This window comes from Microbacterium sp. bgisy207, from assembly GCF_057706855.1.
Window position 1 is genome coordinate 51447 of record NZ_JBYIPB010000011.1, and the last position, 18809, is coordinate 70255.

26 protein-coding genes are annotated in these 18809 nt (G+C 66.9%); all 26 read left to right on the forward strand.

Translation table 11 applies throughout. The features are described from left to right. The first annotated feature begins 177 nt into the window (after positions 1 to 177). The 26 genes from AC3ENO_RS11455 to AC3ENO_RS11580 all read left to right on the forward strand — a co-directional run bounded on the left by AC3ENO_RS11455 (position 178) and on the right by AC3ENO_RS11580 (position 18632). On the forward strand, positions 178 to 699 hold the full coding sequence (locus AC3ENO_RS11455; protein ID WP_434970749.1) for a hypothetical protein: 522 nt from the start codon (positions 178 to 180) through the stop codon (positions 697 to 699). 468 nt (positions 700 to 1167) lie between these two features. Continuing rightward, positions 1168 to 1476 carry a 30S ribosomal protein S10 gene (rpsJ, locus tag AC3ENO_RS11460; RefSeq protein ID WP_013584016.1) on the forward strand — a complete coding sequence of 103 codons (309 nt, stop codon included), beginning with the start codon at positions 1168 to 1170 and terminating at the stop codon, positions 1474 to 1476. A gap of 11 nt (positions 1477 to 1487) precedes the next feature. Then, positions 1488 to 2147 (forward strand): 50S ribosomal protein L3, encoded by a 660-nt coding sequence (gene rplC, locus AC3ENO_RS11465; protein ID WP_434970750.1) that lies wholly within the window; start codon positions 1488 to 1490, stop codon positions 2145 to 2147. 2 nt (positions 2148 to 2149) lie between these two features. Beyond that, positions 2150 to 2812: a 50S ribosomal protein L4 gene (rplD, locus tag AC3ENO_RS11470; protein WP_434970751.1), complete on the forward strand. Its 663-nt coding sequence runs from the start codon at positions 2150 to 2152 to the stop codon at positions 2810 to 2812. Next, a complete protein-coding gene (gene rplW, locus AC3ENO_RS11475; RefSeq protein WP_434970752.1) occupies positions 2809 to 3108 on the forward strand; it encodes a 50S ribosomal protein L23 in 300 nt (99 codons plus the stop codon). Before rplD ends, rplW begins: the two co-directional genes overlap by 4 nt. A 24-nt stretch (positions 3109 to 3132) precedes the next feature. Next, positions 3133 to 3972: a 50S ribosomal protein L2 gene (gene rplB / locus AC3ENO_RS11480; RefSeq protein WP_434970753.1), complete on the forward strand. Its 840-nt coding sequence runs from the start codon at positions 3133 to 3135 to the stop codon at positions 3970 to 3972. A 13-nt stretch (positions 3973 to 3985) separates the two neighbouring features. After that, on the forward strand, positions 3986 to 4267 hold the full coding sequence (gene rpsS, locus AC3ENO_RS11485) for a 30S ribosomal protein S19 (protein ID WP_194423760.1): 282 nt from the start codon (positions 3986 to 3988) through the stop codon (positions 4265 to 4267). Positions 4268 to 4292: 25 nt separating this feature from the next. Then, complete coding sequence (gene rplV, locus AC3ENO_RS11490; protein WP_434970754.1) at positions 4293 to 4691, forward strand: 50S ribosomal protein L22; 399 nt, start codon at positions 4293 to 4295, stop codon at positions 4689 to 4691. Then, on the forward strand, positions 4691 to 5449 hold the full coding sequence (rpsC, locus tag AC3ENO_RS11495) for a 30S ribosomal protein S3 (protein WP_195692938.1): 759 nt from the start codon (positions 4691 to 4693) through the stop codon (positions 5447 to 5449). The genes rplV and rpsC overlap by 1 nt, the downstream gene beginning before the upstream one ends. After that, the gene (rplP, locus tag AC3ENO_RS11500) at positions 5449 to 5868 is read left to right on the forward strand and encodes a 50S ribosomal protein L16 (RefSeq protein ID WP_195692939.1); all 420 of its coding nucleotides are present in this window, start codon (positions 5449 to 5451) and stop codon (positions 5866 to 5868) included. The genes rpsC and rplP overlap by 1 nt, the downstream gene beginning before the upstream one ends. Beyond that, entirely contained in the window at positions 5868 to 6179 is a 312-nt protein-coding gene (rpmC, locus tag AC3ENO_RS11505) for a 50S ribosomal protein L29 (protein WP_434970755.1), read from the forward strand. Before rplP ends, rpmC begins: the two co-directional genes overlap by 1 nt. A 134-nt stretch (positions 6180 to 6313) precedes the next feature. After that, positions 6314 to 6580: a 30S ribosomal protein S17 gene (rpsQ, locus tag AC3ENO_RS11510; protein ID WP_434970811.1), complete on the forward strand. Its 267-nt coding sequence runs from the start codon at positions 6314 to 6316 to the stop codon at positions 6578 to 6580. A 3-nt stretch (positions 6581 to 6583) separates the two neighbouring features. Further along, complete coding sequence (gene rplN / locus AC3ENO_RS11515) at positions 6584 to 6952, forward strand: 50S ribosomal protein L14 (protein WP_434970756.1); 369 nt, start codon at positions 6584 to 6586, stop codon at positions 6950 to 6952. 3 nt (positions 6953 to 6955) lie between these two features. Further along, on the forward strand, positions 6956 to 7315 hold the full coding sequence (rplX, locus tag AC3ENO_RS11520; RefSeq protein ID WP_434970757.1) for a 50S ribosomal protein L24: 360 nt from the start codon (positions 6956 to 6958) through the stop codon (positions 7313 to 7315). Positions 7316 to 7317: 2 nt separating this feature from the next. Beyond that, entirely contained in the window at positions 7318 to 7908 is a 591-nt protein-coding gene (gene rplE, locus AC3ENO_RS11525) for a 50S ribosomal protein L5 (protein WP_434970758.1), read from the forward strand. A gap of 96 nt (positions 7909 to 8004) precedes the next feature. Continuing rightward, positions 8005 to 8403, forward strand: coding sequence for a 30S ribosomal protein S8 (gene rpsH / locus AC3ENO_RS11530; protein WP_179430951.1), 399 nt, complete (start codon positions 8005 to 8007; stop codon positions 8401 to 8403). A gap of 6 nt (positions 8404 to 8409) precedes the next feature. Then, complete coding sequence (rplF, locus tag AC3ENO_RS11535) at positions 8410 to 8946, forward strand: 50S ribosomal protein L6 (protein WP_434970759.1); 537 nt, start codon at positions 8410 to 8412, stop codon at positions 8944 to 8946. A 2-nt stretch (positions 8947 to 8948) separates the two neighbouring features. Next, entirely contained in the window at positions 8949 to 9308 is a 360-nt protein-coding gene (gene rplR / locus AC3ENO_RS11540; protein WP_434970760.1) for a 50S ribosomal protein L18, read from the forward strand. Further along, the gene (gene rpsE, locus AC3ENO_RS11545) at positions 9305 to 10003 is read left to right on the forward strand and encodes a 30S ribosomal protein S5 (protein WP_434970761.1); all 699 of its coding nucleotides are present in this window, start codon (positions 9305 to 9307) and stop codon (positions 10001 to 10003) included. The genes rplR and rpsE overlap by 4 nt, the downstream gene beginning before the upstream one ends. Further along, positions 10003 to 10188 carry a 50S ribosomal protein L30 gene (rpmD, locus tag AC3ENO_RS11550; RefSeq protein WP_023954062.1) on the forward strand — a complete coding sequence of 62 codons (186 nt, stop codon included), beginning with the start codon at positions 10003 to 10005 and terminating at the stop codon, positions 10186 to 10188. The genes rpsE and rpmD overlap by 1 nt, the downstream gene beginning before the upstream one ends. Beyond that, entirely contained in the window at positions 10188 to 10904 is a 717-nt protein-coding gene (gene rplO / locus AC3ENO_RS11555; protein WP_434970762.1) for a 50S ribosomal protein L15, read from the forward strand. The genes rpmD and rplO overlap by 1 nt, the downstream gene beginning before the upstream one ends. Positions 10905 to 11003: 99 nt before the next feature. Further along, positions 11004 to 12326, forward strand: coding sequence for a preprotein translocase subunit SecY (gene secY / locus AC3ENO_RS11560; protein WP_434970763.1), 1323 nt, complete (start codon positions 11004 to 11006; stop codon positions 12324 to 12326). Next, entirely contained in the window at positions 12323 to 12928 is a 606-nt protein-coding gene (locus tag AC3ENO_RS11565) for an adenylate kinase (RefSeq protein ID WP_434970764.1), read from the forward strand. The genes secY and AC3ENO_RS11565 overlap by 4 nt, the downstream gene beginning before the upstream one ends. A gap of 9 nt (positions 12929 to 12937) precedes the next feature. Continuing rightward, positions 12938 to 13780: a type I methionyl aminopeptidase gene (map, locus tag AC3ENO_RS11570; RefSeq protein ID WP_434970765.1), complete on the forward strand. Its 843-nt coding sequence runs from the start codon at positions 12938 to 12940 to the stop codon at positions 13778 to 13780. Between the two features lie 53 nt (positions 13781 to 13833). Beyond that, a complete protein-coding gene (locus tag AC3ENO_RS11575) occupies positions 13834 to 14508 on the forward strand; it encodes a DsbA family protein (RefSeq protein WP_434970766.1) in 675 nt (224 codons plus the stop codon). Positions 14509 to 14789: 281 nt separating this feature from the next. Further along, positions 14790 to 18632, forward strand: a complete 3843-nt coding sequence (locus AC3ENO_RS11580) for a lamin tail domain-containing protein (protein ID WP_434970767.1) — start codon at positions 14790 to 14792, stop codon at positions 18630 to 18632. Positions 18633 to 18809 lie beyond the last annotated feature (177 nt).

The following is an 18809-nucleotide window of genomic DNA, read 5'->3' on the forward strand; positions in this document are numbered from 1 at the left end:
CATTGCGTCCCGTGATGGCCGTCGGATTGTGGTATTGGCGAAACTGTGGGTAGCCTGGGAGCACTCGGGGAGGACGAGGGCTGTTCCAGGCAGCTGCTGCCTCCGCGCACAACGCCCCCCACGCCGCATGTCGGTACACACCACAAACGCAGACTTATCAATCTTCGGGGAGACACCATGAAGAGCCTTCGCACCAAGATCGCCGCGGTAGCCATCGCAGCTGCCGCCATCATCGCTGCGCCCGCGGCTGCCTCCGCCTACACACCGACGCCGATCAGTGGTCCCACCACGATCGCACCGGGCGGTTCGGGGACGTTCAGCTTCAGCGGCTTCGCGCCGAACGAAAGCGTCCTCTTCACGCTCACGGGTGAGAACGGCGCCGGCGCAACCCTCGCAATGGTCAAGTTCGCGGTCAGCTCGGCCTCGATCACCAAGGCGGCCAGTGGCACCGGGGCTGCCTCCGTCGAGGTCACGCTGCCGTCCAACGCCACCGGAACCTACACGCTCCTCGCAGCGGGCCAGTCGTCCGGTGACAGCACCTCCGTCTCCATCACGGCGTCTTCGTCGGGCGGTTCGATGGCCGAGACCGGTTTCGACGCGGGCTCGATGCTCGGGGTCTGGATCGGTGGTGGCGTGCTGCTGCTGGGTGGCGTGCTCGTCACGGTCTTCGCGGCTCGTCGCGAGCGCCAGGACGCCTGAGCGCCCACGCACGATCTCATCGAGAGCCCCCGCTTCGGCGGGGGCTCTCGTCGTGTCGCGGGGCATTCGCCGCACCTCCTGCGTGAGTTTGCGACACGCCCGGGATGCACGTAGACTAGTCAGGTTCCACATTCCGGTGCGCATTGACGTGTGCCCGGATCACTGCCAGGGCAGTGCATAGAACGTGCGAGAGCGCAGAGTCTAGGCCGCGGGCAGCAGAACACGTTTCCCACACAGCATTCCTGTGAACCCGACATCCGGAGCGATCCGGCATGGGGGAGAAGCAGGATGGCGCGCGTGCGGGACCGGATGCGAGAGCCTCCGGGTTGACATCAGAACAGCGGTGCAGCATCCGCACTATGCGGAGTGAAGTGCCACGGCGCGCGAGCGCCACGGTGCGTCCAATGCCCGTGCCCCGAACCGATCGGGGCCCAGAGGTACGACGCGAGAAAAGAGAGTGAGCAGACAATGGCGGGACAGAAGATCCGCATTCGCCTGAAGTCGTACGACCACGCGGGGCTTGACAGCTCGGCGCGCAAGATCGTCGACACCGTTACCCGAGCGGGCGCGACGGTGGTAGGACCCGTGCCGCTTCCGACCGAGAAGAACGTCGTGTGCGTCATCCGGTCGCCCCACAAGTACAAGGACAGCCGCGAGCACTTCGAGATGCGCACCCACAAGCGTCTGATCGACATCATCGACCCGACGCCCAAGGCCGTCGACTCGCTGATGCGCCTTGACCTGCCGGCCGACGTCAACATCGAGATCAAGCTCTGAGGACCTCGACCATGGCACACATCAACGAAAAGGTTTCCAAGGGCCTGCTGGGCACCAAGCTCGGCATGACCCAGGTCTGGGACGAGAACGGCAAGCTCGTTCCCGTCACGGTCATCGAGGTGGCCCCCAACGTGGTCACCCAGGTTCGCACGCCCGAGAAGGACGGCTACAACGCCGTGCAGATCGCGTACGGCCAGATCGACCCCCGCAAGGTGAACAAGCCGCTCTCGGCTCACTTCGAGGCCGCCGGCGTCACCCCGCGCCGCCACCTCGCCGAGGTGCGCACGGCGGATGCTGCTGACTACTCACTCGGTCAGGAGCTCACCGTCGACGGCGTGTTCGAGGCGGGCCAGCTCGTCGACGTCGTCGGCACGAGCAAGGGCAAGGGCACCGCGGGTGTCATGAAGCGTCACAACTTCAAGGGCGTCTCGGCCTCGCACGGTGCGCACCGCAACCACCGCAAGCCCGGCTCGATCGGTGCGTCCTCGACGCCCAGCCGTGTCTTCAAGGGCATGCGCATGGCCGGTCGCATGGGTGGCGAGCGTGTCACCGTCCTCAACCTCACGGTGCACGCCGTCGACGCCGAGAAGGGACTGCTGCTCGTCAAGGGCGCTGTTCCCGGTGCGCGCGGTCGCATCGTCTACGTCCGCAACGCAGTGAAGGGTGCCTGATCATGGCTGACTCGACTCTCGCGCTCGACGTCCACAAGGCGGACGGCAAGAAGGCAGGCTCCGTGGAGCTGCCCGCCGCCCTGTTCGACGTCAAGACGAACATCCCCCTCATCCACCAGGTCGTCGTGGCACAGCGCGCCGCGGCGCGCCAGGGCACGCACTCGACCAAGCGTCGCGGCGAGGTCTCCGGTGCCGGCCGCAAGCCCTTCAAGCAGAAGGGCACGGGTAACGCCCGTCAGGGTTCCATCCGTGCGCCCCACATGACCGGCGGTGGCATCGTCCACGGACCCAAGCCCCGTGACTACGGCCAGCGCACCCCCAAGAAGATGATCGCCGCGGCTCTGCTCGGTGCGCTCAGCGACCGTGCGCGCGGTGAGCGTCTGCACATCGTCGACTCGTTCGGCATCGAGGGTGCACCGTCGACCAAGGCCGCGGTCGCGGTCCTCGGCAACCTTGCGCCGGCCAAGAACGTGCTCGTGGTCGTCACGCGCGACGACGAAACCAGCATCCTGAGCGTGCGCAACCTCGCGTACGTGCACGTGCTCTACGTCGACCAGCTCAACGCCTACGACGTGCTCGTCTCGGACGACATCGTCTTCACCAAGGCCGCTTACGACGCGTTCGTCGCGTCGAAGACGGGCGCTACCTCGGAGGTCTCGGCATGACCGCTGTCAACAAGGACCCGCGCGACATCATCCTCAAGCCGGTGGTGTCGGAGAAGAGCTACGGGCTCATCGACGAGGGCAAGTACACCTTCCTCGTGGACCCCCGCGCGACCAAGACCGAGATCAAGCTCGCGATCGAGAAGATCTTCGGCGTCAAGGTGGCCTCGGTCAACACGATCAACCGCGTCGGCAAGGCCCGTCGCACCCGTTTCGGCATGGGCAAGCGCAAGGACACCAAGCGCGCCATCGTCACGCTGAAGTCGGGCTCCATCGACATCTTCACGGCCGTCGGCTGACAGTCGGGATAGAGGACTAGAGACATGGCAATTCGCAAGTACAAGCCCACGACCCCCGGTCGCCGCGGCTCGTCGGTGGCGGACTTCGCTGAGATCACCCGATCGACGCCCGAGAAGTCGCTCCTTCGCCCCATCGCCAAGACCGGCGGCCGCAACAACCAGGGCCGCATCACCACGCGTCACATCGGTGGCGGACACAAGCGTCAGTACCGCGTCATCGACTTCCGTCGCAATGACAAGGACGGCATCGACGCCAAGGTCGCCCACATCGAGTACGACCCCAACCGCACCGCGCGCATCGCGCTGCTGCACTACGTCGACGGCGAGAAGCGGTACATCCTCGCGCCGAACAAGCTGCAGCAGGGTGACATCGTCGAGTCCGGCCCGGCCGCTGACATCAAGCCCGGCAACAACCTGCCGCTGCGCAACATCCCCACCGGTACCGTGGTGCACGCCATCGAGCTGCGTCCCGGCGGCGGTGCGAAGATGGCCCGCTCGGCAGGCGCCGCGGTGCGTCTTGTCGCCAAGGACGGTCCCTACGCGCAGCTTCGTCTGCCCTCAGGTGAGATCCGCAACGTGGATGCCCGCTGCCGCGCGACGATCGGTGAGGTCGGCAACGCCGAGCAGTCGAACATCAACTGGGGTAAGGCCGGTCGCAAGCGCTGGAAGGGCGTTCGCCCCACCGTCCGCGGTGTCGCGATGAACCCGGTCGACCACCCGCACGGTGGTGGTGAGGGCAAGACATCCGGTGGACGTCACCCCGTGACCCCGTGGGGTCAGGCGGAGGGCCGTACGCGCCACGCCAACAAGGAAAGCGACAAGCTCATCGTCCGCCGCCGTACGGCCGGCAAGAAGCGCAAGTAGGTAGGAACAGAAGATGCCACGCAGTCTCAAGAAGGGCCCCTTCGTCGACGAGCACCTGCTTCGCAAGGTCGTCTCCCAGAACGAATCCGGCTCCAAGAACGTGATCAAGACCTGGTCGCGTCGCTCGATGATCATCCCGGCCATGCTCGGACACACGATCGCCGTGCACGACGGTCGCAAGCACATCCCCGTGTTCGTGACCGAGACCATGGTCGGCCACAAGCTGGGCGAGTTCGCGCCCACCCGCACCTTCCGCGGCCACGAGAAGGACGACAAGAAGGGCCGCCGCCGCTGACGCGGGGGCGCAAGAGGAGAGAGAAATGGTGGAGTCCATCGCACGCGTGCGACACATCCGCGTGACCCCTCAGAAGGCTCGTCGTGTCGTCGCTCTCATCAAGGGCAAGCAGGCCGAAGAGGCCCTCGCGATCCTGAAGTTCGCGCCGCAGGGCGCCAGCGAGCCGATCTACAAGCTCGTCGCTTCGGCGATCGCGAACGCTCGCGTGAAGGCCGACAACGACGGCTCGTACTTCGACGAGGGTGCGCTGTTCGTCAAGAACGCGTATGTCGACGAGGGCACGACGCTCAAGCGGTTCCAGCCGCGGGCGCAGGGTCGTGCATTCCAGATCAAGAAGCGCACCAGCCACATCACGGTCGTCCTCGCGACGCCCGAGGTGGCCGAGACCGCGCCCGCTTCCCAGACCAAGAAGGCGAGCAAGTAATGGGACAGAAAGTCAACCCGTACGGCTTCCGCCTGGGCATCACCACCGACCACGTGTCGCGGTGGTTCTCGGATTCGACGAAGCCGGGCCAGCGGTACGCCGACTACGTGGCCGAGGACATCAAGATCCGTCGTCTGCTCAAGACGCAGCTCGACCGCGCCGGCGTCAGCAACATCGAGATCGAGCGCACGCGTGACCGCGTCCGCGTCGACATCCACACCGCGCGCCCCGGCATCGTGATCGGCCGCCGCGGAGCCGAGGCCGAGCGCATCCGCGCCGACCTCGAAAAGCTCACCGGTAAGCAGATCCAGCTGAACATCCTCGAGGTCAAGAACCCCGAGGCCGACGCTCAGCTGGTCGCGCAGGGCATCGCCGAGCAGCTGTCTGCTCGTGTGGCGTTCCGCCGTGCGATGCGCAAGGGTCTGCAGGGTGCGCAGCGTGCCGGCGCCAAGGGTGTCCGCATCCAGGTCTCCGGTCGCCTCGGTGGCGCGGAGATGAGCCGGTCGGAGTTCTACCGCGAAGGCCGTGTGCCCCTGCACACGCTGCGCGCGAACATCGACTACGGCTTCTACGAAGCCAAGACCACCTTCGGTCGCATCGGCGTGAAGGTCTGGATCTACAAGGGCGACCTCACCAACAAGGAACTGGCCCGCGAGCAGGCGAACCAGAAGCCTGCGCGCGAGCGTGGCGACCGTCGCGGCCCCCGTCGTGACAACCGCGCCGCTGAGGCCCCGGTCGCAGAAGGAGCGTCGGCATAATGCTCATCCCCCGCAAGGTCAAGTACCGCAAGCAGCACCACCCGGGCCGCGATGGTCAGGCCACCGGTGGCACGAAGGTGTCGTTCGGTGAGTTCGGCATTCAGGCCCTGACCCCCGCTTACGTGACCAACCGTCAGATCGAGTCCGCTCGTATCGCGATGACCCGTCACATCAAGCGTGGTGGAAAGGTGTGGATCAACATCTACCCCGACCGTCCGCTCACCAAGAAGCCCGCAGAAACCCGCATGGGTTCGGGTAAGGGCTCGCCGGAGTGGTGGGTCGCAAACGTCAAGCCGGGTCGCGTCCTGTTCGAGGTCGCCGGCGTCAACGAGCAGCTCGCTCGTGAGGCCCTGACCCGTGCCATCCACAAGCTGCCCCTGAAGGCACGCATCATCAAGCGCGAGGAGGGCGACGCGTAATGGCGATCGGCACCAAGACGCTCGCCCCGAGCGAGCTGGACACGTTCGAAGACCAGCGCCTGGTCGAGGAGCTGCGCAAGGCCAAGGAAGAGCTGTTCAACCTGCGCTTCCAGTCGGCCACGGGTCAGCTCGACAGCCACGGCCGCATCCGTGCGGTCAAGCGCGACATCGCGCGGCTGTACACCGTCATCCGCGAGCGCGAGCTCGGCATCCGTGCCACGCCCACGCCCGTCGAGAAGGCGACCAAGGCTCGCAAGACGAATGCCGCGAAGTCGGATGACGACGCCGCCGCCAAGGAGGAGGCTGAGTGATGGCCACCACAGAGAACACCACCGAGAAGGCTCCGGCCAAGAAGGCGCCTGCCAAGAAGGCTCCCGCCAAGGCCGCCGCTGAGGAGACGGTCGAGGCTCCGGTCGAGGTCGGACACGAGCACGCTGAGCACGACGTGCGTGACCCCAACGCCCGTGGCTACCGCAAGGCCCGCCGCGGTTACGTCGTGTCGGACAAGATGGACAAGACGATCGTCGTCGAGGTCGAGGACCGCGTGAAGCACCCCCTCTACGGCAAGGTCATCCGCCGCACGTCCAAGGTGAAGGCCCACGACGAGGCGAACACCGCCGGCGTCGGTGACCTCGTCCTCATCAACGAGACCCGTCCGCTGAGCGCCACGAAGCGCTGGCGCCTGGTCGAGATCCTCGAGAAGGCGAAGTAACCGATGATTCAGAACGAATCCCGCCTCAAGGTGGCGGACAACACCGGCGCGAAGGAGCTGTTGACCATTCGCGTGCTCGGCGGCTCGAACCGTCGGTACGCCGGTCTCGGCGACATCATCGTCGCAACCGTCAAGGACGCGATCCCCGGCGGCAACGTCAAGAAGGGCGACGTCGTCAAGGCGGTCGTGGTGCGCACGGTCAAGCAGACCCGTCGTCCCGACGGTTCCTACATCAAGTTCGACGAGAACGCCGCCGTCATCCTGAAGAACGACGGGGAGCCCCGTGGCACCCGTATCTTCGGGCCGGTCGGCCGTGAGCTTCGCGACAAGAAGTTCATGAAGATCGTCTCGCTCGCCCCGGAGGTGCTGTAACCCATGGCGAACATCAAGAAGGGTGACCTGGTCCAGGTCATCTCGGGTCCGACCCCGGAGCGCGGCGGCGACCGCGGCAAGCAGGGCACGGTTCTCGAGGTGCTGACCGAACAGGACCGCGTCATCGTCGAGGGCGTGAACTACGTCACCAAGCACACCCGCGTGGGCCAGTCCCAGCGCGGAACCAAGACCGGCGGCATCGAGACCATCGAGGCGCCGATCCACATCTCCAACGTCCAGCTCGTGGACCCCGAGACCAAGAAGCCCACGCGGGTCGGTCACCGGGTCGAGGAGCAGGTCAAGGACGGCGTCAAGCGCACGGTCCGCGTGCGCTACGCGAAGAAGTCAGGCAAGGACCTCTGAACATGAGCACTGCAACTGCCGTCGAGACTGGCAAAATCCAGCCTCGCCTCAAGCAGAAGTACAACGGCGAGATCAAGAAGGCGCTGCAGGACGAGTTCGGTTACGCGAACGTCATGCAGATCCCCGGCCTGGTCAAGGTCGTCGTGAACACCGGTGTCGGCGAGGCAGCTCGTGACAGCAAGGTGATCGATGGTGCGGTCGACGACCTCACGAAGATCACCGGTCAGAAGCCGGTCGTCACGAAGGCCCGCAAGTCCATCGCGCAGTTCAAGCTGCGCGAGGGGCAGGCCATCGGCGCGCACGTCACCCTCCGTGGCGACCGTGCGTGGGAGTTCATCGACCGTCTCGTGAGCCTCGCGCTGCCCCGCATCCGTGACTTCCGTGGCCTCTCGGACAAGCAGTTCGACGGCAACGGCAACTACACGTTCGGCGTGCAGGAGCAGTCGATCTTCCACGAGATCAACCAGGACAAGATCGATCGCGTCCGAGGCTTCGACATCACGATCGTCACGTCCGCCAAGACGGATGCCGAAGGCCGTGCCCTCCTGCGTCACCTCGGCTTCCCGTTCCGCAGCGCCGAGCAGCAGGCCTGATCCTCCCCTGAAGTCCCGGGACCTCCGGGCCTTCGCCACCACAGGTCGGCGTCCGCGTAACGGGCGTCGAAACCTGGTGAAAGAAAGAAGAACCCCATGACCATGACAGACCCGGTCGCAGACATGCTGACCCGGCTGCGCAACGCGAACTCGGCGCACCACGACTCCGTGTCGCTGCCGAGCTCGAAGCTCAAGACGCACATCGCCGAGATCCTCAAGCAGGAGGGCTACATCTCGGACTGGTCGGTCGAGGACGCCCGCGTGGGCCAGACCCTGACCATGACCCTCAAGTACGGCCCCAACCGGGAGCGTTCGATCGCGGGCATCAAGCGCGTGTCGAAGCCCGGTCTGCGCGTGTACGCGAAGTCCACCGAGATCCCCACCGTTCTCGGCGGCCTCGGCGTTGCGATCCTGTCCACCTCCTCCGGTCTTCTCACCGACCGTCAGGCCGAGCAGAAGGGCGTGGGTGGGGAAGTCCTCGCCTACGTGTGGTGATCTGACATGTCGCGTATTGGACGTCTTCCCATCGACATCCCCGCCGGCGTGACCATCACGGTCGAGGGCCAGGATGTCGCCGTCAAGGGCCCGAAGGGTGAGCTTTCGCTCACCGTCGCGCGCCCCATCGAAGTGAAGGTCGAAGAGGGTCAGGTGCTCGTCACCCGTCCCGACGACGAGCGCGAGTCGCGTTCGCTGCACGGCCTGACCCGCACTCTGATCAACAACAACATCATTGGCGTGACCCAGGGCTACACCAAGGGCCTCGAGGTCGTCGGCACCGGTTACCGCGTGGCGCAGAAGGGCAGTTCGATCGAGTTCGCCCTCGGCTTCTCGCACCCCGTGCTCGTCGAGCCGCCGACCGGCATCAGCTTCACGGTCGAGGGCAACAACAAGGTCACCGTGAGCGGCATCGACAAGCAGGCCGTCGGTGAGGTCGCCGCCAACATCCGAAAGATCCGCAAGCCGGAACCCTACAAGGGCAAGGGCATTCGCTACGCCGGCGAGGTCGTGCGTCGCAAGGCCGGAAAGGCTGGTAAGTAACCATGACCGTGAAGACGAAGTCCGACGCGCGCGCGCGTCGTCACGCCCGCCTTCGCAAGAAGGTCGTCGGCACCGCCGAGCGTCCGCGCCTGGTCGTCACCCGTTCTGCCCGTCACGTGTTCGTGCAGGTCGTCGACGACAGCCAGGGCCACACGCTCGCCTCGGCATCCACTCTCGAGACCGACCTGCGCGGGTTCGACGGTGACAAGACCGCGAAGGCACGCAAGGTCGGCGAGCTCGTCGCCGAGCGCGCGAAGGCGGCTGGGGTCTCGGATGTCGTGTTCGACCGCGGTGGCAACCGCTATGCGGGACGGGTCGCGGCGATCGCCGACGGCGCCCGCGAGGGAGGTCTGAACCTGTGACCGAGAACAACAACAACGTGGAGAACGACGTGACCACTGCCGAAGGCACGACGGAGCAGCCGGCGGCCGAGGCCGCGGCGACGACCGAGCGCGAGCGCGAGCCGCGCCGGGGCAGCCGCGAGCGCAACCCCAACCGTGACCGCGGGTCGCGTGACCGGGGCGACAACCAGTTCCTGGAGCGCGTCGTCACGATCAACCGCGTGTCGAAGGTCGTGAAGGGTGGACGTCGCTTCAGCTTCACCGCCCTCGTGGTCGTCGGTGACGGCAACGGCGTGGTCGGTGTCGGCTACGGGAAGGCCCGCGAGGTGCCCCTGGCGATCTCGAAGGGTGTCGAAGAGGCCAAGCGCAACTTCTTCCGTGTCCCGCGCTCCGGCTCCACCATCCCGCACCCCGTGCAGGGTGAGGCAGCCGCCGGCGTCGTGCTGCTGCGCCCCGCCGCCGCCGGTACCGGTGTTATCGCCGGTGGTCCGGTTCGCGCCGTGCTCGAGTGCGCCGGCATCCACGACGTGCTGTCCAAGTCGCTCGGCTCGTCGAACACGATCAACATCGTCCACGCGACCGTCGAGGCGCTCCAGCAGCTCGAGGAGCCGCGTTCGGTCGCCGCTCGTCGCGGTCTCGACTTCGATCAGGTCGCGCCGGCTCGTCTGGTCCGTGCCGAGGCTGAGGCAACGGCCGCGCAGAAGGTAGGTGCCTGATGGCTGCTCGACTGAAGGTCACGCAGGTCAAGTCCAAGGTGAGTGAGAAGCAGAACCAGCGGGACACGCTGCGTTCGCTCGGTCTCAAGCGGATCGGCGACTCCGTCGTCCGGCCCGACGACGCGCAGACGCGCGGGTACGTCAAGACCGTCGCTCACCTCGTGAAGGTTGAGGAGATCGACTAATGGCAGACAACACTTCGTCCAAGCTCAGTGCGGGCGAGAAGGTCGAGGCCGCAGAAGCTGTGGCTGAGGCTCCGAAGAAGGCCCCGGCGCGCAAGGCTCCGGCCAAGGCCGCGTCGGATGCGCCCGCCGAGAAGAAGGCTCCCGCGCGCAAGGCTCCGGCCAAGGCCGCCGCCGATGCGCCGGCAGAGAAGGCCGCTCCCGCCAAGAAGGCTCCGGCCAAGGCTGCTGCGGCGAAGAAGGATGTCGTTCCCGCGACGCGCCCCGGCGTGCTCAAGGTGCACCACCTTCGTCCGGTTCCCGGCGCCAACACCGCGAAGACCCGTGTGGGTCGCGGTGAAGGATCCAAGGGCAAGACCGCAGGCCGTGGCACCAAGGGCACGAAGGCCCGTTACCAGGTCAAGGTGGGCTTCGAGGGTGGGCAGATGCCGCTGCACATGCGTACCCCGAAGCTGCGCGGATTCAAGAACCCGTTCCGCGTCGAGTACCAGGTCGTGAACCTGTCGACGCTCGCCGAGCTCTACCCCCAGGGTGGAGACGTCACCGTGAGCGACCTCGTCGCCAAGGGTGCGGTGCGCAAGAACGAGAAGGTCAAGGTCCTCGGCGACGGCGACATCTCGGTGAAGCTCACCGTCACGGTCGACAAGGTCTCGGGTTCGGCCCAGCAGAAGATCGTCGCCGCTGGCGGGTCCGTCGCGACCGCTGCGTCGGCGGAGTAGTACCTGAAAGGAGGGGCCGGAGACATCTCCGGCCCCTCCTTCGGTTAGCCTGGACGTTGGCGCGCCCGAGCGTGTCGGCATCCCCTTGGAGGAATCCTCTTGTTCAGCGCCATCGCGCGGGTGTTCCGCACTCCCGACCTTCGTCGCAAGATCGGGTTCACCCTGGCCATCATCGCCCTCTATCGCCTGGGTGCGCATGTGCCCACACCGTTCGTGGACTTCCCGAACGTGCAGCAGTGTCTGCGCGACTCCAGCGGCACCGAGGGACTGCTCGCTCTTGTCAACCTGTTCTCGGGTGGCGCGCTGCTGCAGCTGTCGATCTTCGCCCTCGGTGTCATGCCCTACATCACGGCGACGATCATCGTGCAGCTGCTGCGTGTGGTCATCCCGCACTTCGAGGCTCTCTACAAGGAGGGCCAGGCCGGGCAGGCCAAGCTCACCCAGTACACGCGGTACCTCACGATCGCGCTCGCTCTTCTGCAGTCCACGACGCTTGTGACCGTCGCGCGCAGCGGTCAGCTGTTCGGCACCACGGGTATCCCCGAGTGCGAGCAGCTGCTCACCAACGACGCGTGGTGGGCGCAGCTGCTCATGATCATCACGATGACCGCCGGTACCGGCCTCATCATGTGGTTCGCGGAGCTCGTGACCGAGCGCGGCATCGGTAACGGCATGTCGATCCTCATCTTCACCTCGATCGCCGCCGCCTTCCCCGCCTCGCTGTGGGCGATCTGGCAGTCGCGCGGATTCGAGACCTTCCTGCTCGTCCTGGCTGTCGGCATCGTGGTGGTCGGGCTGGTGGTGTTCGTGGAGCAGTCCCAGCGCCGCATCCCGGTGCAGTACGCCAAGCGGATGGTGGGCCGTCGCACCTACGGCGGAACCAACACCTACATTCCGATCAAGGTCAACATGGCCGGCGTCGTGCCCGTCATCTTCGCCTCGTCGCTGCTGTACATCCCGGCACTGATCGCGCAGTTCAACCAGCCGCAGCCGGGCCAAGAGGCCGCACCGTGGGTCGTGTGGATCAGCAACAACCTCACGAACGGTGACAGCGCGATCTACATGATCGTGTACTTCCTGCTCATCGTCGGCTTCACGTACTTCTACGTCGCGATCACGTTCAACCCGGTCGAGGTCGCCGACAACATGAAGAAGTACGGCGGGTTCATTCCCGGCATCCGTGCGGGCCGCCCCACCGCCGAGTACCTCGACTACGTGCTCACCCGCATCACGCTGCCGGGCTCGCTCTACCTCGGTCTGATCGCGCTGCTTCCGCTGTTCGCGCTGGCACTTGTCGGTGCCAACCAGAACTTCCCGTTCGGCGGCGCATCGATCCTCATCATCGTCGGTGTGGGTCTTGAGACCGTGAAGCAGATCGATGCGCAGCTGCAGCAGCGACACTACGAAGGGCTCCTCCGATGACGCGCTCCGCCGACCTCCCCTCCGCTCGCCTTCTCATCGTCGGTCCGCAGGGCTCGGGGAAGGGGACGCAGGGCGTCCGAATCGGAGAAGCGCTGTCGATCCCGGTGATCTCGACGGGAGACGTCTTCCGCGCGAACGTCAAGGACGGCACTCCGCTCGGACAGCAGGTCAAAGCGATCATCGAGGCCGGAGACCTGGTGCCGGACTCGCTGACCAGCGAGATCGTGCGCGACCGCCTCGCCCAGGACGACGCCGGCAATGGTTTCCTCCTCGACGGGTATCCCCGCAATCTCGGCCAGGTCGGCGACCTCGACGCCTTCCTCGAGGGCCGGGGTGAGTCGCTGGATGCCGTGATCGAGCTTTCGGTCCCGCGCGACGAGTCGATCGCCCGGCTCACGCAGCGCGCCATCGACCAAGGCCGTACGGATGACACCGAAGAGGTCATCGCGAACCGTCTCGCGATCTACGAGCGCGAGACAGCACCGATTCTCGATGTCTACCGCGAGCGGGGCATCGTCGACACCATCGACGGCGTCGGCTCACTCGACGAGATCGCCGATCGCATCGCCGCGGCGCTGTCTGCGCGCGGCATCACCGGCTGACCGGGCGCCGTGCTGCGTCGATCGATCTACAAGACCCCCGCTCAGCTGCGGGCGATGGTCGAACCTGGACTGATCACCGCCGCCGCGCTCGATGCGGTCCGCGCGCTTGCGGTGCCGGGTGTCAGAACGATTGAGCTCGACGCTGCGGCATCCGCGGTCATCACCGCTCGCGACGCCCGTTCGAACTTCCAGCTCGTGCGTGGCTACCGTCACACCGTGTGCGCGTCGGTGAACCAGCAGGTCGTCCACGGCATCCCTGGTGATTACGTGCTGCAACCGGGCGACATCCTGTCCGTGGATGCCGGCGCCGAGTACCGGGGCTGGAACGGCGACTCCGCCATCACGATCGTCCTGCCCGATGCGGAACGCCCCGAGCTGGTAGCTGCTCGTGAGCGGCTCTCGGAGGTGACACGCGGCTCGTTGTGGGCCGGGATCGCGGCGCTCGCGACGGCGTCCCACGTGGGCGAGGTCGGCGCGGCGATCGAGGGCTACGTCAAAACCCACGCCCCGGAGGGCGGGTACGGCATTCTGCGGGACTACATCGGTCACGGCATCGGGCGGAAGATGCACGAGGCACCGCCCGTGTTCAACTACCGCACGAGCGATCCGGGAGCCGAGGTGCGCCCCGGGCTGGTCCTCGCCATCGAGCCGATGGTCGTCGCGGGCGACCAGGCAACCTTCGTCGAGGACGACGACTGGACGGTGTCCACCGTCGACGGCACAGACGGTTCACATTGGGAACATAGCGTCGCCGTGCACGATGGTGGTATCTGGGTGCTGACCGCACCCGATGGCGGCGCCGCGGAGCTTGCTCCGTTCGGCGTCACTCCGCAGCCGATCGCGGGGGCCTGAGAGGCGAGAGCCGGCGACGAGCCGGCCGGACACAGCATCCGGAGGAACAGGAAATGGCAGCACCGGCGAAAAAGAACAACTACTTCGCGATCTGGATCAGCGTCGCGGTCGTCGCGGCTCTCGTTCTGATCGGCGCCCTCGTGGTGTGGATGAACAATGCGGCCAGCGCTCCGGGTGCTGTCCCCGAGGGGCCGGGCATCAACACGTCGACCGGAGCGATCGTGGTCGGCGAAGGCTCGAACGAGGTCGACGTCTGGTTCGACTTCTACTGCCCGCACTGCCAGGACTTCGAAGACGTGTATGGGCCGACGCTCGACGAGCTCGTCACGTCGGGAGACATCACCCTCAATCTGCATCCTGTCGCGCTCTCCGGCCTGAATGCCGCATCCGGCACGGACTTTTCGGAGCGCTCGGCCAGCGCGCTGTACTGCATCGCGACGCAGGATGCCGACGCCGCTTACGCGTTCTCGCAGACGCTGCTCACCGCCGACGTCACCGGGGCGGGACCGACCGACCAGGAGCTCATCGACCTCGCCGCCGACGCGGGTGTCACGGGCATCGACGAGTGTGTCACCGATCGCACGTACGTGGACTTCGTCGCAACGCAGACCCGAGAGATCCCGACCAGCCCCGAGGGTGGGCAGGGAACCCCGACTCTCGTGATCAACGGCGAGTACATCGCACTGACCGGTGACGTGAACGCCGACATCGTCAATCGGCTGAACTGAGGCCTCCGCCCACACGCGCTCATCGTGCGCCGGCGCCCCGGGGATACCGTTCCCCGGGGCGCCGCGGTGTCTGCCGGGTGCCTGCCACGGTGGCTGCAGGAGCCCTCGCCGTGTCCGATGCCGCGGTTATCAGGGGTGACACCGAGCGACCACCCCCGGTTCGCAACCCGTTCACCGCTTCTTTGCCTGGAGTCGTGAGGCTGGGCGAGCGCCCGTCCCGGGGTCCCTGACCCGACACATCGGCGCGCCATCCCCCGCACCGACCTGCAGGAGTACTCGCCATGCGCCGACGCCTCGCCGCCGTCCTGTCCGTGATTCTCGGGCTCTCCTTCGCCGTGGCGGTGCCGGGAGCAGCAAGCGCGGATCCGATCGAGATCCCGTCGGTGGTGATCAACGAGATCCAACCCGACGACGCGGTAGCCGAAGACTGGGTCGAGCTCGCAAACACGGGTGACACGGATGTCGACATCAGCGGATGGATCGTGCGGGACGACAAGAACACCTCCACGTTGCGGGCCGGCCTCGTCGTCCCGGCGGGTGGATACCTCGTGCTTTCGAACAAAGATCACTTCGACTTCGGGTTGGGCAAGAGCGGTGACGAGGTACACGTTGCGCTCCCGGACGGCACGATCGTCGACGAGTACGCCTTCACGAGCAAACCTGCGACCACCTGGGGTCGCTGCCCGGACGGAACCGGTGAGTTCGGTCTGACGGAGACCGCCACGCCCGGTGCTGCCAACGACTGCCCGGCTACTGCGGGGCCCGACAACATCACGATCAACGAGGTCACGTCGCAGGGTGAGCCGGCCGACTGGGTCGAGCTGCACAATGACGGCACGACGCCCGTCGACATCTCGGGATGGATGGTCCGCGACGCCAAGGTCGACGCGCTGGCACCGCTGCCCGAGGGCACGATCGTTCCGGCGGGCGGCTACCTCGTGCTTCAGAACGGCACGCACTTCGCGTTCGGCCTCGGTGACGGTGATCAGTTCCACCTGTACCTCGAGGACGGCACGACTCTCGTCGACGAGACGGCGTGGCCCGCGGACACCCACGCCGCGCCGTCCTGGGGACGCTGCCCCGACGTGACCGGCGCCTTCGAGATGACCGCGACCGCGACCCCCGGTGCCGTAAACGACTGCGTCCGACCGGTCGGTGCTGACGGCATCCTCATCACGGAGGTCTCGTCCGACCCCGATGACTGGGCCGAGATCCACAACACCGGTGATGCGGACGTCGACATCTCGGGGTGGCACGTGGACGACAGCAGCCCGCGCGAGGACGTTCTCCCCTCAGGGACCATCGTCCCGGCCGGCGGCTACGTTGTGCTGACCAACGGGACGCACTTCGGCTTCGGTCTCGGCAAGGGCGACCAGTTCCGCCTCTTCCTTGCAGACGGGGTCACCCTTGTCGACGAGACGCAGTGGACCGCTGACACCCACGCCGACCCCTCGTGGGGTCGGTGCCCCGACGCGACCGGCGAGTTCGTCATGAACGTCACCGCCACCCCTGGCGCCGCCAACGACTGCCCCGAGGTCAACCCGGTCGGCGAGCTCGTCCTCAACGAGGTCGAGTCCTCCGGCGAGGGCGCGGACTGGGTCGAGATCTACAACCCGACGGCTACGGCAATCGACATGACCGGTCTGGTGATCGCTGACGCCGGGGAGCCGAAGACCACCATCGCAGCGACCTCGATCGTGCCGGCCGGCGGATACGTCGTCGTCGAGACCAGCGGGCTCGGCGGAGCCGACAGCGCCCGCCTATTCGCAGCGGACGGCACCACGCTGATCGACGAGACGAGCTGGACGGCCACCGCCGACGAGACCTGGGGCCGGTGCCCGGATGCTGTCGGCGCCTTCGGAGAGACCGAAGCGCCCACCCCGGGCGCGGCCAACGACTGCCCGCCGCCGGCCGGCTGGCAAGACGTCGTCATCAACGAGGTCGAGTCCTCGGGCGGCGAGCCCGGCGACTGGATCGAGCTGCACAACACGGGAGACGTGACGGTCGACCTCACCAGCTGGATCCTGCGCGACAACGTCGATGAGCACGCGTTCGTGATCGCTCCGGGGACCTTGCTCGCTCCGGGCGGCTTCCTCGCCGTGGTGACCGACGTCGATCCTGACGCGTTCGGACTCGGCAACCCCGACACCGCACGCCTGTACCTGCCCGGCGGAGAGACCCTCGTCGACAGCTACGCGTGGGAGGACCACGCCGAGAGAACGACGTACGGCCGCTGCCCCGACGGCACGGGGGAGTTCGTCCTGACGTTCTCGCCGACGAAGGATGCCGCCAACGACTGCTCGCCGGTGCGCATCAACGAGGTCGACTCGAAGGACGCGGACCCTGTCGACTGGGTCGAGTTGGTGAACATCGGCGACGAGTCAGTGGATGTCTCCGGATACGTCCTGCGCGATAACAAGGACACGAGCGAGATCGTGATTGCCGACGGCACGACGATGGCGCCGGGTACCTACCTCGCCGTCGACGTCGATGGCGAAGGCGGCTTCGGGCTGGGCGGCGCGGACGAGGCGCGTCTATTCGCTGCTGACGGCACGACGCTGCTGGGCAGCGTCAGCTGGAGCGAGCATGCTCCCACCTCGTGGGCGAGGTGCCCGGATGGCCTCGGCGCGTTCGAGATCTCGCAGTCGGTCACCAAGGGGGCAATGAACGAGTGCGTCGGAATCGTCGCCGCCACCGCATGGCCAGGTGGGCAGGGCGTGACGACCGTTTCTGTGGAGAACCAGTTCGGCGGCGACCTGAGCGGACTCGCCTACGAGGCCACCGGCGACGGACGTGGGACGCTGTGGGCCGTCCAGAACGGCGACGGCCTGCTCTACAAGCTCGAGTGGAACAGTGCAGCCTGGGTGCCCGTCGCCGGTGAGTGGGCCCAGGGCAAGGAGCTCGTCTACCCGGACGGCGGCGGCACGGTGGATGCCGAAGGCGTCGGCTTCGTCGGATCCTCCGCATCCGGAATCTACGTCGCGAGCGAGCGCAACAACGATGGCGGCGGCAGCCGGCCCTCAGTCCTGCTCTACGACGTCTCGGCATCCGGCACGACGCTGACGGCATCCGCGGAATGGAACCTCGCGAACCTGCTGCCGACGCTGGCAGCCAACCAGGGACTGGAGGGAATCACCTGGATCCCTGACTCGGCGCTGGTCGCCGGGGGACTGGTCGATGAGGCCACGGGGGAGGCGTACGACCCCACCCGTTACGCCGGTCACGGCGACGGACTGTTCTTCGTGGGCGTCGAAGGCACCGCACGCATCTACGCCGTTGCGCTGATAAGCGATGGATCGGCCGCGCTCGTCGCGACGATCGACCCCAAGCTCGCTGTCGTTGCCGACGTCTTCTACGACGCGTCGACCGGCCTGCTGTGGGCGGCGTGCGATGACGCGTGCGACGGGCAGACCGCGGTCCTGACGATCGCCGAGGACGGACCCTTGGCAGGCACGTTCCAGGTGACTTCGTCGTACGAGGCGCCGTCGGGCATGGCCGAGAACATCGCGAACGAGGGCTTCGCCATCGGTTCGGCACTGTGCGCCGACGGACACGCTCCGGTCTTCTACGCCGACGACAGCGAGACGGATGGATACTCGATCCGGGAGGCGACGATCGTCTGCACCACCTCGGGCGGGGGCTCCGGCGGCTCGGGTGGTGGCGATTCCGGGTCGGGCGGCGGCCTCACACCCGTCGGCGACCCGGTGGCGCCGTCCGAGTCGGCGCTCACGCCGCAGACGCAGAACCAGATCCAGGCGCCGAACACTGCCGTCGCCGGCGAGACCATCACGATCGTCGTCGGAACCGCGTACGCGGGCCAGCTCGTGGACGGATGGGTCTTCTCGACCCCCACGTACCTCGGGCAGGCGACTGTGTCGGCATCCGGCTCTGTGACGTTCACAGTGCCCGCGGGTCTCGCCGCTGGGACGCACCGCCTGGTCGTGACGGACTCGACCGGCGCCGTGATCGGCTGGCAGTACCTCGAAGTCACAGGGCTCGCCGCGACGGGCGGAACCGTCGAGTCCACAGGCATCCCCGTGCTGCCATGGGCTGCCGGCGCGCTGCTTCTGGGTGGACTCCTCCTCGTCGCCATCCGGCGCCGCGCGGCTCGGCAGGGAGTCTGACGCGGCGCTGCCGACGCCGTCCCCTTGCCGCCTAGCCCACACTTCTCGGTCCAAGCCCACAGGATTCTGTCGTTGAGTCCTGTGGGCCCGGGCGGCGATCTGTGGGTTCGCGCGGGTGTGGTGCGGCGCGAGGGTTCCTCCCCAGGCCGCGGCCCGGTGAGGTTGTGTCACATCAGC